Source organism: Bacillus mycoides (assembly GCF_000832605.1).
Taxonomy (GTDB): Bacteria; Bacillota; Bacilli; order Bacillales; family Bacillaceae_G; genus Bacillus_A; species Bacillus_A mycoides.
The window spans coordinates 3,085,168-3,097,692 of the sequence record NZ_CP009692.1 but is presented as its reverse complement, the minus strand read 5'-3'; the positions used below and the strand labels follow the sequence as shown (position 1 = coordinate 3,097,692).

The 12,525-nt window shown below is 35.1% G+C and carries 15 protein-coding genes; 3 read left to right on the top strand and 12 right to left on the bottom strand.

Annotated features, from left to right (window positions below):
- The 6 genes from BG05_RS17920 to BG05_RS17895 all read right to left on the bottom strand — a co-directional run bounded on the left by BG05_RS17920 (nt 1) and on the right by BG05_RS17895 (nt 6,248).
- Nucleotides 1–1,200 (bottom strand): dihydrolipoamide acetyltransferase family protein, encoded by a 1,200-nt coding sequence (locus tag BG05_RS17920; RefSeq protein WP_002127715.1) that lies wholly within the window; start codon nt 1,198–1,200, stop codon nt 1–3.
- Nucleotides 1,201–1,227: 27 nt separating this feature from the next.
- The gene (gene acoB, locus BG05_RS17915) at nt 1,228–2,262 is read right to left on the bottom strand and encodes an acetoin:2,6-dichlorophenolindophenol oxidoreductase subunit beta (protein ID WP_002127716.1); all 1,035 of its coding nucleotides are present in this window, start codon (nt 2,260–2,262) and stop codon (nt 1,228–1,230) included.
- A 17-nt stretch (nt 2,263–2,279) separates the two neighbouring features.
- Nucleotides 2,280–3,278 carry an acetoin:2,6-dichlorophenolindophenol oxidoreductase subunit alpha gene (gene acoA, locus BG05_RS17910; RefSeq protein ID WP_002127717.1) on the bottom strand — a complete coding sequence of 333 codons (999 nt, stop codon included), beginning with the start codon at nt 3,276–3,278 and terminating at the stop codon, nt 2,280–2,282.
- Between the two features lie 169 nt (nt 3,279–3,447).
- A complete protein-coding gene (locus tag BG05_RS17905; RefSeq protein ID WP_002085139.1) occupies nt 3,448–3,927 on the bottom strand; it encodes a DinB family protein in 480 nt (159 codons plus the stop codon).
- 41 nt (nt 3,928–3,968) lie between these two features.
- Nucleotides 3,969–5,165: an MFS transporter gene (locus BG05_RS17900; RefSeq protein ID WP_002013052.1), complete on the bottom strand. Its 1,197-nt coding sequence runs from the start codon at nt 5,163–5,165 to the stop codon at nt 3,969–3,971.
- Nucleotides 5,166–5,288: 123 nt separating this feature from the next.
- Complete coding sequence (locus BG05_RS17895; RefSeq protein WP_003189870.1) at nt 5,289–6,248, bottom strand: helix-turn-helix domain-containing protein; 960 nt, start codon at nt 6,246–6,248, stop codon at nt 5,289–5,291.
- A gap of 136 nt (nt 6,249–6,384) precedes the next feature.
- Between BG05_RS17895 and BG05_RS17890 the strand changes: the two genes are divergently transcribed.
- Nucleotides 6,385–7,230 (top strand): oxidoreductase, encoded by an 846-nt coding sequence (locus BG05_RS17890; protein ID WP_016127101.1) that lies wholly within the window; start codon nt 6,385–6,387, stop codon nt 7,228–7,230.
- Nucleotides 7,231–7,270: 40 nt separating this feature from the next.
- A complete protein-coding gene (locus BG05_RS17885; RefSeq protein ID WP_002200267.1) occupies nt 7,271–7,780 on the top strand; it encodes a GrpB family protein in 510 nt (169 codons plus the stop codon).
- A 100-nt stretch (nt 7,781–7,880) separates the two neighbouring features.
- Here the strand turns inward: BG05_RS17885 and BG05_RS17880 are convergent, their stop codons facing one another.
- The 4 genes from BG05_RS17880 to BG05_RS17865 all read right to left on the bottom strand — a co-directional run bounded on the left by BG05_RS17880 (nt 7,881) and on the right by BG05_RS17865 (nt 9,842).
- On the bottom strand, nt 7,881–8,189 hold the full coding sequence (locus tag BG05_RS17880) for a DUF4181 domain-containing protein (RefSeq protein ID WP_003189862.1): 309 nt from the start codon (nt 8,187–8,189) through the stop codon (nt 7,881–7,883).
- 63 nt (nt 8,190–8,252) lie between these two features.
- Nucleotides 8,253–9,089: a PP2C family serine/threonine-protein phosphatase gene (locus BG05_RS17875; RefSeq protein ID WP_170935230.1), complete on the bottom strand. Its 837-nt coding sequence runs from the start codon at nt 9,087–9,089 to the stop codon at nt 8,253–8,255.
- Nucleotides 9,073–9,564: an HIT family protein gene (locus tag BG05_RS17870; RefSeq protein WP_003189859.1), complete on the bottom strand. Its 492-nt coding sequence runs from the start codon at nt 9,562–9,564 to the stop codon at nt 9,073–9,075. The genes BG05_RS17875 and BG05_RS17870 overlap by 17 nt, the downstream gene beginning before the upstream one ends.
- A gap of 104 nt (nt 9,565–9,668) precedes the next feature.
- A complete protein-coding gene (locus BG05_RS17865; protein ID WP_016095574.1) occupies nt 9,669–9,842 on the bottom strand; it encodes a glycine zipper domain-containing protein in 174 nt (57 codons plus the stop codon).
- Between the two features lie 215 nt (nt 9,843–10,057).
- On the opposite strand from BG05_RS17865, the gene BG05_RS17860 reads away from it, so the two are divergent.
- Nucleotides 10,058–10,294, top strand: coding sequence for a hypothetical protein (locus tag BG05_RS17860; protein ID WP_002110275.1), 237 nt, complete (start codon nt 10,058–10,060; stop codon nt 10,292–10,294).
- A gap of 47 nt (nt 10,295–10,341) precedes the next feature.
- Here the strand turns inward: BG05_RS17860 and BG05_RS17855 are convergent, their stop codons facing one another.
- On the bottom strand, nt 10,342–11,178 hold the full coding sequence (locus BG05_RS17855) for an ABC transporter permease (protein WP_002127727.1): 837 nt from the start codon (nt 11,176–11,178) through the stop codon (nt 10,342–10,344).
- Complete coding sequence (locus tag BG05_RS17850; protein ID WP_000370622.1) at nt 11,171–12,376, bottom strand: quaternary amine ABC transporter ATP-binding protein; 1,206 nt, start codon at nt 12,374–12,376, stop codon at nt 11,171–11,173. The genes BG05_RS17855 and BG05_RS17850 overlap by 8 nt, the downstream gene beginning before the upstream one ends.
- Nucleotides 12,377–12,525 lie beyond the last annotated feature (149 nt).

Here is a 12,525-nt window from a genome sequence, read left to right as displayed (position 1 = left end):
TTATAAAAGAATTGTTACAGGTTCTTCTAAATAACGTTTAATTGTGCGTAAAAATGCAGCTGCTGGTGCACCGTCTAGTACACGATGATCGAATGTTAAACTTAAAGGTAACATACTTCCTTTTCTTAATTTTTTCCCTTTATATACAGGAACATGTTCAATTGCACCTACACCTAAAATACCAGTTTCAGGTGTATTTAATACTGGCGTAAAATATTCAATACCGAAGCTACCTAAATTACTAATTGTAAATGTTGTCCCTTGCATATCATCACTACTTAAACTGCCTGCTCGTGCCTTTTGTGCCACATTTTTAATCTCTTTAGATAACTCTACTAAAGATAGATTATTAGCAAAGCGAATAGCTGGAACGACTAATCCTTTTTCTAACGCGACCGCCATACCTAAATGAACATGTTCAAATTGATGAATGACATCATTTATATACGCGCTGTTCATTTCTTTATGCTCTCTTAGCGCTAATACAACAGCACGAGAAACGAAATCAGTAATAGTTAGTTTGTTATCGTATCGTTTTTGTACAACTTCCGCTATTTCTTTATGTAAAGCAACTAAATCTGTAACATCTACTTTCATCGTTAATGTTAATTGCGCACTATTTTGTAAGCTTGCATGCATACGGTTCGCAATTGCTTTTCGCATACCAGTAATAGGAATGACTTTACTTTCTTCTTGTTCAAGTACTTCTGGAATTGCTACTCTTTCTTCAAGCGCCTTTAATACATCTACCTTTGTAATTCTTCCGCCAGGTCCTGTACCAATTAATGATCTAATATCGAGATTTTCAGTTTTTGCAATTTTCTTTGCTACTGGAGATATTTTAACTCTTTGCTTCGTCACATCTATCGCATATGGTTCTGGATGTTGTACCTTTTTAGGTTCTGGATTAGATGCTTTTTCTTCTACAACATGTATGTTTTCATGAACTTCTACTTTTTCGTCCGGTTTACCGATGTAGCAAATTACAGTACCCGGCGGCACTCCCTCATCTTCACTTACAGCTATATCAAGAACAGTTCCATCAGCTGGTGCTTCTATTTCAGTTTCGATTTTTTCCGAGTTAATACTAGCAATTAGTTCACCTTTTTCTACATTATCACCTGCTTTAATATTCCAGCTCGTAATAATACCTTCTTTCATCGCCATACCTAACTTCGGCATTACAACTTCTACAGCCATGTTTCTCTCTCCCTTCTCATCGTTTCATTACACATGTAATAAAGATTGGTCTCCGATCATTTCTGATACAGTTTCAATTACTTTCTCCGGCGTTGGTAAATATAACTTTTCAAGTGGTGGCGAAAACGGAACTGGTGTATGTGGTGCTGTAATTCGTTTAATAGGTGCATCTAACAAATCGAATCCTTTATCCGCTACAATTGCCGCAATATCTGTTGCGATACTACATCTTGGATTTGCTTCGTCAATAACAATCAGGCGATTCGTTTTTTCAACAGATGCTAAAATCGTATCTTCATCCAGCGGTGATAAAGAACGTGGATCGATTACTTCTACTTCGAGTCCTTTTTCCGATAATTGCTTTGCAGCTGCAAGTGCTGTATGAACTTGTTTTCCAATTGCAACGATTGTTACATCAGAACCTTCACGTTTAATATCTGCTTTTCCTAAAGGAATTGTATAGTGCCCTTCTGGTACTTCGCCTTTCATATTGTAAAGTGTTTTATCTTCAAAGAAGATTACTGGATCGTCATCTTCAATTGCCGCTAATAATAAGCCTTTTGCGTCATAAGGAGTGGAAGGAACGACAACTTTTATACCTGGAATGCTCGTAAATAACGCATATAAACTTTGTGAATGCTGTGCCGCTGCGCTAAATCCAGCACCGTGCATCGTACGTACTGTAACTGGCACTTTCGCTTTTCCACCGAACATATAGCGGAACTTTGCACCTTGGTTTAATACTTGATCAAGACAACTACCGATAAAATCATTAAACATTAATTCAGCTATCGGACGTAAACCTGTTGCAGCAGCTGCCATCGCCGCTCCCATATAACCCGCTTCTGAAATTGGAGTATCTAAAATACGATTTCGACCAAATTCTTGTACAAGTCCTTTCGTAACACCGAGTACACCGCCCCATGCTTCATCATCTTGCAAGTGATCCACTTGTGCACCGCCTGCAACATCTTCTCCGATTAAAATTACGTTTTCATCACGACGCATTGATATTTTCATCGCTTCATTAATTGCAGTTGACATACTTACTGTTCTAGTCATTATTTTTCACCCTCCTCTTATTTGTAAGAAACGTATACATCTTTTAATAATTCTTCATCCTCTGGATATGGACTGTTTTCACTAAATTCAATTGATTTTTGTACTGCTTCATCTACTGCCTTTTCCATATCCACAAGTTCGGATTCCGTTAATAAAGCTTCATGAATTAAATGCTTGCGGAAATGCACAATCGCATCTTTTTCATTTAAATGTTCTTCTTTTTCTTCCGCTGTTTTATACGTTTGTGCTTCTCCTTCAAAATGACCGTAATTACGATATGTCATGCATTCAATTAAAGTTGGGCCACCGCCATTACGTGCACGCTCAACAGCCTCTTCCGCCGCTTTATATACTGCTAATAGATCTTTTCCATCTACTTGAACACCCGGAATGTTATATGCTTTTGCACGATCAGCAATAGAGTTACAACTAGAAGCATATTCAAATGTTGTTGCTTCACCGTAACCGTTATTTTCTGCGATAAAAATAACTGGTAACTTCCAAATCGCTGCTAAATTAACCCCTTCATGGAATGTTCCTTCATTATTTGCTCCGTCACCGAAGAAGCAAACACTTACATCTTTCGTTCCTTTATATTTAGCTGTTAATGCTGAACCGCAAGCAAGTGGAAAACCTCCGCCTACAATCCCATTTGCACCAAGCATTCCTTTATCTAAATCGGCAATATGCATTGAACCACCTTTACCTTTACATAACCCTGTCGCTTTCCCAAAAAGTTCGGCCATCATGCCATTTAAATCACAACCTTTTGCGATACAATGGCCGTGACCTCTATGCGTACTTGTAATACTGTCACTATCTGTTAAGTGGGCACATACACCAACTGCTACTGCTTCTTCACCAGCGTATAAATGAACGAAACCTGGCAGAACGCCTTGCGCGAACAATTCATGCACCTTGTCTTCAAACTTACGAATCTCTAACATTTTTTCATACATCCAACGAGCTTGTTCTTTCGTAATTTCATTCCCTTTACTTTCAGTTGTTTTTAACATGTCCAGCCCTCCTATTTTCTTGTTCATCTTTTATATTGCAAGTACTGTGCCAAATTCTAATCCCTGATTTAATAGGTTTTCTCTTTTCTTTCATAATAAAAAAGTGGACAAAATGAGACATCTGTCTCGTTTTGTCCACTTTTGTTCACCTAATTTGAGAATTATTATCTTATTCATTATCAAAACTCTTCTGTAATTTCCGAATGTAAATAATTTGACCAATGTGATACGCGTTATGAGTCGTTACATTAGCTAATACTTCCCACCACTTCGCAGATACAGGAAATCCAATTACATCACTTTCAACCTTGTCTTCATTTATGAGACTTTGCCATTGTAACAGTTTCTCTAATAGTTTTTCTCTTAACTCTTCAAATGTTTGATTATCTGATAGCATAAAACTTTTGTTATTATCACCAATAGCGGGCACAGCATTAACATTTGATTCTTTGTACCTAGTTTGCCACGTCGTATTCCAATACAGTAAATGTTGTACAATTTCAGCTATACTATTACACTCTTCATTCGGTTTCCAGAAAGCTTCTCTCTCAGATAAATCCTTAACTGCATCTGAAAATGGAATATACCAACTGGGATCATTCGCATTTGCTAATAACTGATCTGCTAATACGTCTTTAACATGGAACACTTTGCTTCCCCCCATTAAAAAGATTCATTTCAAGACAATACTCACTTCTCTATATACGCTGAGTTTGCCAGATCCCCTCTTTTTAGCCTTAATCCCAAACATATGCACATAAAGAAACCAAAAGCACCTAATCCATAAGCTGTTGTATATCCACTTTCCCCGATAATCCATCCTGCAAGTCCTGGTCCAATCATTTGACCAACTGCATAGAAAACGGATATAAAACTAATTGCCATTGAGACATATTTCGGAGATACTTGCTTTGAAGCAGCAACTTGAATTAATAAAAGGATACCTCCGAGGCTGGAACCCCAAATAATTGCCGACATGATAAAGCCAATGGTATGTCCAAATATAATTGGAATCATATCACCTATTACAGCTAATAAAAGTGCAATACATAACGTCTTCTTTATACCAACCCGATCCGAAATCAATCCCCAGACAGGAGCTCCTACGATTGAAAACATTCCTGCAATCGCATAAACAGTTCCCGAAATTGATGCCGCAATACCATTATTAATCATAAAACTAGTTTGATATAAATTTGGAATTAAATAAACAACGCCCACAATAAAATACATCCATGCAATGATGTATAGCTCTTTCGTTTTCCATAAAAACGACTTATTATTCCTTTCCCCCTCATCTTCAGTAACTTCTGGATTTTTCAAAACAATTGAGGCAACGAATACAACAATACATGTAATAACTCCAAACAAAAGCCATGAACCACGCCAACTATACTCTGGAAATGCACGTACTATATAAGGAACAATTATTCCACTAAATAGCATGCCTATACCAGCACCGCTTAATAATAGCCCCATTGCAGTTCCTCTTTTTTCTGGAAACCATCCTACTGTTATTGACATGAGTGGTGTATATACAAGGGCACTACCAGCTCCAGCACATAACATACAAATAGAGGCTATCCAAAATGAGGAGACAAATGCTAATCCTATTAAACTTATAACGACGAGCCAACTCCCTATTAATAAAACTGATTTTGCTCCAAAACGGATAGTAAGTATTCCAGATGTTCCGACTGTTAATAAATACCCTAAAAAGAGTATGGTTCCTAACATACCTGCTTGAGCTGTAGATAAATGGAGTCCTTCTTGCATAAACGGCAATATAATTCCATATGCCATACGTGCAAAACCCGTCGTTGTTATAATAAGAAACATTCCTGTTAATACAAATATCCAAAAATGACTTTCATTCCGTTCTTTCATTTAAATTCCTCCATAAAAAGTTATTTCCAATTGGATGTTGTTTGTAATTATAATGACCATTACAAAAAGCAACTACCAAATGACGGAGGAATTTACGGTATAGCGGATTATTCCTGTTTTACGTTAATAAATACGTAAAAATTCTGATGGATTCATTCCATACTTTTTACGAAATAACTCTGAAAAATGACTGACATTATTGTATCCAACTGCAAATGCCGTTTCGGTCACATTACTATTTCCCGAACGCAGTAAATCTATCGCATGCTCCATACGCTTTTCTCGTAAATATGCAAATGTGGACATCCCAAATAATTCTTTAAACCCAATTTTTAATTTATAATCATTTAACTCTACTATTTTAGCTAATTCTAATAATGATGGGGGTGATTCCATTCGTTGAAGTAAAATTTCTTCAGCCTGTTTTATTTTATTCAAATCCTGTTTTGATAATTGACTCCTTTTATTTGCGTCACAATCATTAAGCAACACTCTCCCCAAATGTATAGAAAGCAATTCGAGCGCTTTACTTTCTAATTCTAGTTGACTAATACGATCCTTTTGGGGATGCTCTATCATTCTCTTAATAAGATTAGATGTTATAGAATCAATTGGATTTTGAAACTTTTTAAAAGATTGATTTCCTAATATAGAATGAAAATCAAGACTTTTTTCAATAGCATTATTCATCATGAAATGATTAAACAATTGTACAGGAATCCCAATCGCTAATGAATATAGAGGCGTTTCTTTTTCATATTCAAATACTACATCAAAATCATTCATAAAATATAAATAGCTATTTCCAGTCATTAATTCATACGAAGAATGACCAACTTGCACTCCTCCGAACCCTTGTAAACAAAAATTAAGCTCCACCATTGCTGCATCAGATGCAAACTGGATGCGATGGTTATTATGAAATTGATAATTTGATAACACAATTTCCATACCTGAAAATGAAGTACATCTTCGTATTTCACCCATACCTATTGTTTTTGGAACATTCATATGTCTTTCCTCTACAACTTGTAAACCATAAAAATATTTATGAAAAATATCATGAAAACCGTTAGTCTCCATGAAACCCACACTCCTTTTATGTAAAAACCAAAATTTAATTGATAATTATTTTCAATTATATCAAATATCTTTATACAATAAATAGATTTTCTCTTTATAACTCGTTATGATAAAAGAAAAAGAAAGCGAGCGAACAATGAATAAAAAAATCGCGATTATTACAGGAGCATCAAGTGGATTCGGACTTTTAACGACACTTGAACTTGCAAAAAAAGACTATTTTGTCATTGCTACAATGCGCAATCTTGAGAAACAAATAGACTTAATATCTCAAGCTACTAAACTCGACTTACAACAAAATATAAAAGTTAAACAATTAGATGTAACAGATCAAGGTTCTATACATAACTTCCAATTATTTTTAAACGAAATAAACAGAATAGACATTCTCATAAATAATGCAGGATATGCAAATGGGGGCTTTATCGAAGAAATCCCAGTGGAGGACTACCGTAAACAATTTGAAACAAATCTTTTTGGAGCTATATCCATCACGCAACTTGTCTTACCATATATGAGAAAGCAGAAAAGCGGAAAAATCATTAATATAAGCAGTATTAGCGGGAAAGTAGGATTCCCTGGTCTATCTCCTTACGTTTCTTCAAAATATGCATTAGAAGGCTGGAGTGAATCCCTTCGCTTAGAAGTAAAGCCTTTCGGAATAGACGTTGCCTTACTTGAACCTGGTTCTTATAACACGAACATATGGGAAGTTGGTAAACAATTAGCTGAAAACCAATCTGATACAACCTCTCCTTACAAAGAATATATGGATAAAATACAAAAGCACATAAACAATGGCAACGATACACTTGGTAATCCGATGGATGTTGCAAATAAAATCGTAGAAATTGCTGAAGCAAGGCGTACTACATTACGATACCCAATTGGGAAAGGTGTAAAATTTATGATCTTTGCGAAGAAGGTTCTTCCTTGGAGATTGTGGGAGTTTCTTGTATTGAGGAGTTTTAAGAAGATGTAAGTAACTTTATTGAAAAAATATGTAAGGGGGTGCTAATTAAATGCTAGGTTTACCCTATGGTAAAGTGTTTTTAGTTCCGTGGTCCGAAGAGTGGGAATTTGAGTTTTCAAAAGAAAAACAATTAATTGAGGAACACATTGGAAAATATATTTTAGCGATACACCATATTGGAAGTACTTCCATCCCGCATTTAAGCGCAAAACCTATTATTGATATTGCGATGGAATTAAGAGATTCCAAAAGTGGTCTAAAATGTATTACGAACCTAGAACAATTAAATTATAAATATAGAAAAGATGTATTACCCGAAAGGTATTATTTCAATAAAGGTGAGCCAAGAACTCATCAAATTCATATGTATGAACAAGGGAATCCATATTTAATAGAACAATTAAAATTCAGAGATTACTTAATAGACAATAAAACTTCTCGTATGCAGTATGAACAGTTAAAGATTCAACTTTCAACAGCTAACCCTAATGATAAGCATAAATATGCAGAGGATAAAACAAATTTCATTAAATCCATATTGGCTAAAATAAATGATTAAATTGCGAAGACCGAACTTCGTACACATAATAAGAAACCATTCATGTATAGATGAATGGTTTCTTATTAATTAGTTATCTCATTATTTGTACCATCAATAATCATTTTAGTATGAACCCTGTTATTATTAATGCTACAACTCCTAATAATGAAATCAAAAACTCCCGCGATTCCTTATCATATTTCCACTCCATATATGATTGAAATCCATATAACGTAATAAAAAATAAAAGAGGTACATAGCCCATATATATACGATTTGGAAGAAAAGTGCTTATAGCAATAACAACTATATAAGAGGAAATGATAATTCTATTTCCCCACTTATGTGTATCATTCACATATTGGTTATTCCATCCTTTTTGTTTCGGTATATTTAACTGTCTTCTCGCTATTCTTTCAAAAACCAATAAAGATAGCACCCATAAAATTAATAAGGATATTTTTGTACCGGACAGAAAACCCTCTCCTTTTTATTTTTTTACTTTAATTTTCTCCGGCTGATCACTCGGATACGTAGCATTTGTTTTGTTTTCTAGGTCCCAACTAATAATGGTCGCACTATCTCGTCCTAATTGATGATGAACGTGTTCTAAAACATTGTGAACATGTTCTTTAAGCTCTACATTATTTCCGTTCATATCATTATAAAGATTTAATGGAGTTTCATAACGGCGTTCCCCGCATTCTAATACCCCATCTGTCACCATTACAATTCGATTCTTTCCAGTACGTAATTCACGAATTCCTGATGAATAGCAAGGAACGGGTAAATCAAATGTGTTTACATTTCCAATCCATTCGTAAAAGTGGCGTTGATTCAATGTATATTGTCCTAATTTATGTAATTCATCATGAAATACATAAACTAAGCAATCACCTATGGAAAGCCACCATATGTAATTTTCTTTTCTTACGCATATTAAGCAAGCCGTTTCACCTTTTACCCTTTCGCACTTTTCTTTAAATGAGCGGGATTGAAATATCGTAAGTATATAATTTTCAACAGATCGAAATACGGTTTCAATTGATTCTTTCATAATCACTTCTATATTTTCATATTCTTTTTGGATTGTATTTACTACTAATTCAACACTTTCTGCACTATTATGCCCGTCTAATATAACGGCGAATTCCCAATCACCATTCGACAAAACTAATGCACCGTCTTCATTCTTTTTTGCTCCGGCACTTATATTCCCGCCGTATCTACCAAGTACGATATCACCATATTGCTTTACTGAAACTTCGTCTAAACACATTTCCCTACTTCCAACCCATGAATATTGTGTATTATTTGTTGTATGCATACTCATTTACCATATACTTTCGTATTCTTTCGCATAGTTTTTTAATTTTCTCTGAATCTCCATGTGGTGCACCAGTCCAATTTGCTACTTCAGTCGGTGACCAAAACTCTTTTGGTGTATTTGGATAACGCGGTATAATGTGCATATGCATATGCGGTACACCATTTCCTGAAACGAAAGTGTAAATATGTTCTGCACCTTCGCTTTCTTTTAACGCTTTACTTATTCTACTTGTTATAAGTCCGAATGCTTTCGCCTCATTTTCAGTTAATTCAGCGAGACCAGGTACATGTCTTTTTATATCTATCATTACATAACCAAGATATGTTTCTTCTGCATCCCAATGGACATGTCCAACGTAAACGAGTTCATCTTCGTAAATAGCTCCACCCGGAACTGTAATATTCCCTTTATGTTTTTCACAAATGAAGCAGTTTTGTTCTGCTTGATTGTTTATTGGCATATTCATCACCATCCTTTGCATATATAATATCATAAAAAAAGGAGAAATAGGTTTTATATTCCGAAAATTCAATCTCTTTAAATGAGAATTTTCACATTAAAATAATTTACAACTCATTATTTCTTCAAAAGCGTAATCCCCATTCCAACTGCAATCCCAATCGCTATTCCGATTGCTATATTATCAGTAAATACACCAGGAATTACACCGATTACAACACCTATAGCGACACCAATTGTCATAGCATCATTTCTTTTTTTATGTTTAGACAAAATTGCATCTCCTCTCATCATTTCTCCCTATATAATATCTATTTACATGAACGTTGCTGTTTCCTAATATATTTACTATTCCGCTTAAAAATTTCCAAAAAATGTACTTTATTACTTTTCCATTCCCCCTACATAATCCTCTTCGTTTGAAAGAATTTTCAAGTCACCATTACATATACATAGGCATTTACTATAAGAAAGATCAGTAATTTATTGAAGGAGGAACGATTCAAATGTATCCTCATTGGAATCCAAATATAAATCAACAATATGCTTACTCCCCCCATCCAGTAAGGAATACACTGCATTATGATTCGCAATACATGATGCAGCGCATCGCAAGCCTTGAAAGCCAATTAGCTAAATTAATCTCATTAATCGAAGAAAATAATCATTTAATTAAATCAATGGAACAACAGCAAAACCAAGTTTGTGCACCAGCTGGAGGTTCTGTTATTGTTCGGATGTAATTCGAATTCAAAAAACACACTTTGTAGTATAAAGTGTGTTTTTTGAATTATTTTCTTTTTGTATAAAACCCTTGCGTAATTCGATCTAATATAATCGCAATCACGACGATAGCTAGTCCAGCTTCAAATCCCATTCCGATATTTACTTGTGTTACAGAGCGATACACATCGACGCCAAGTCCTGGCGCTCCTACAAGTGAAGCTGTTACAACCATTGATAACGAAAGCATAATACTTTGATTCACGCCAGCCATGATCGTTCCGGTTGCGAGCGGTAATTGTACTTTAAATAATTTTTGTGATGCGGTAGAGCCAAATGCATTCGCAGCTTCAATTAAATCTTCTGGAACTTGTCTAATTCCTAAGTCTGTAAATCTGATTGTCGGTGGCATAGCAAAAATAACGGAAGCAATAATGCCTGGTACGACGCCTACTCCAAAAAATGTTATCGCGGGAATGAGATAGACGAATGCCGGCATTGTTTGCATAAAATCTAATGTCGGCTTTAAAAATTTTGAGAAACGTTCATTTTGAGATGCTAAAATGCCAATGGGAATTCCGATAATAATTGAAATAATAACTGACGTAAGTACGAGCGCTAATGTTTGCATCGTTTGTGCCCAGTAGTTAATATTTAAAATAAATAATAATCCGATGAGCGTAAAAATGACTAAAGATAATTTCCTCGTTGTGTACCAAATGAGGAAACATAAGATGATAATCATCACTATGGCTGGTATTATTGTTAAAAAATTAGTGAGTAAATCAACGAATCCACCGATAATATAGGAGAATCCTCGGAACAAGCCTTCAAAGTGCTCATATAAACTTGCAACAAATGAATCAACCCATTCGCCTAATGGAATGCGCGGAATATTATTCATCGTCTTTCACCTCTTCCTCGATGTTTCCTGCAAGAGCTTGAATGACACTTTCACGTTTAATAATTCCTCTTAACCTTTTCTTTTCATCAATTACCGGTAATGGATATTTCATCTCCGCCATTTTTGCATACGTTTCTTCCAGTAATGTATCTAAATACACGTGCGGGATATCGTTAAGTAATAAATCAGCAATTGGCCATTGTTTTTGTACCGCTTTACTTGCATCATCCGCAGTTAATATACCTAGAAATTCATACTTTTTGTTTACAACATATACCGTAGAAACACCTGCATTCCTCATAATTTGAAGTGCTACACGTGGTCCACGATCAATTAATAAAGTCTCCGGTCGTTTCAATATAGATTCCGCCGTAATTACTTTTCCTAAATTCACGTCCGCCACGAATTTCTCTACAAATTCATTGGCAGGACTCATCATAATTTCTTCCGGTGTTCCAATTTGGACAATTTCTCCATCTTTCATTAATGCGATACGATCACCAATTCGAAGAGCTTCATCTAAATCATGTGTAATAAATATAATTGTTTTTTCCATTTTATCTTGTAACTCTAACAATTCATCTTGCATTTCTTTTCGAATTAGTGGATCTAATGCACTAAATGACTCGTCCATTAGTAATACATCTGGATTATTCGTTAGTGCCCTTGCGATTCCAACACGCTGCTGCATACCACCACTAAGTTGGCTTGGGTAATTATCTTTATGATGATCTAGCCCTACTAACTGTAGCGATTCTAACGCCTTATTTTCTCTTTCCTCTACTGGAACTCCTTGAATTTCTAACCCGTACGCAACGTTTTGTATCACTGTACGGTGCGGAAATAAAGCGAACTTTTGAAACACCATGCTCATCTTCGTTCTTCTTACTCTTCGCAACTCTTCTTTTCCCATCGTCGCGATATCTTCACCATCTATGTATATATGCCCCGCTGTCGGTTTAATTAATTGATTTAGCATTCGAACCAATGTAGATTTCCCACTACCAGACAAACCCATAATAACGAAAATTTCTCCAGTGTATACTTCAAACGTTGCCTTTTTCACACCAACGTTCATTCCTGTCTCCTTTAAAATTTCCGATTTGCTTTTTCCTTCTTTTAATAAGGTAAGCGCTCGTTGCGGATGTTTCCCAAAAACTTTTGTTACATTTTCAACACGTACCTTTGTATTATCCATGTCACTACTCCTTTTCTACCCATCTATTTACATAGTGTTGCGATTTTACAGAGAAATATTACATAAAAATGACATATATAAGATTTCTTTAAAAATTCTTGTTTCCGTTCATAATAAGAAGGTTCACTTATAGATTAATTTATAAAAGC

What these genes read in the sequence shown, in the direction of transcription:
- BG05_RS17875 (WP_170935230.1), bottom strand. Translation starts at nt 9,089, where the DNA reads ATGCATACAACAAATAATACACAATATTCATGGGTTGGAAGTAGGGAA.
- BG05_RS17900 (WP_002013052.1), bottom strand. Translation starts at nt 5,165, where the DNA reads ATGAAAGAACGGAATGAAAGTCATTTTTGGATATTTGTATTAACAGGA.
- BG05_RS17870 (WP_003189859.1), bottom strand. Translation starts at nt 9,564, where the DNA reads ATGGTGATGAATATGCCAATAAACAATCAAGCAGAACAAAACTGCTTC.
- BG05_RS17850 (WP_000370622.1), bottom strand. Translation starts at nt 12,376, where the DNA reads ATGGATAATACAAAGGTACGTGTTGAAAATGTAACAAAAGTTTTTGGG.
- BG05_RS17895 (WP_003189870.1), bottom strand. Translation starts at nt 6,248, where the DNA reads ATGGAGACTAACGGTTTTCATGATATTTTTCATAAATATTTTTATGGT.
- BG05_RS17860 (WP_002110275.1), top strand. Translation starts at nt 10,058, where the DNA reads ATGTATCCTCATTGGAATCCAAATATAAATCAACAATATGCTTACTCC.
- BG05_RS17920 (WP_002127715.1), bottom strand. Translation starts at nt 1,200, where the DNA reads ATGGCTGTAGAAGTTGTAATGCCGAAGTTAGGTATGGCGATGAAAGAA.
- acoA (WP_002127717.1), bottom strand. Translation starts at nt 3,278, where the DNA reads ATGTTAAAAACAACTGAAAGTAAAGGGAATGAAATTACGAAAGAACAA.
- BG05_RS17885 (WP_002200267.1), top strand. Translation starts at nt 7,271, where the DNA reads ATGCTAGGTTTACCCTATGGTAAAGTGTTTTTAGTTCCGTGGTCCGAA.
- acoB (WP_002127716.1), bottom strand. Translation starts at nt 2,262, where the DNA reads ATGACTAGAACAGTAAGTATGTCAACTGCAATTAATGAAGCGATGAAA.
- BG05_RS17855 (WP_002127727.1), bottom strand. Translation starts at nt 11,178, where the DNA reads ATGAATAATATTCCGCGCATTCCATTAGGCGAATGGGTTGATTCATTT.
- BG05_RS17890 (WP_016127101.1), top strand. Translation starts at nt 6,385, where the DNA reads ATGAATAAAAAAATCGCGATTATTACAGGAGCATCAAGTGGATTCGGA.
- BG05_RS17865 (WP_016095574.1), bottom strand. Translation starts at nt 9,842, where the DNA reads ATGAGAGGAGATGCAATTTTGTCTAAACATAAAAAAAGAAATGATGCT.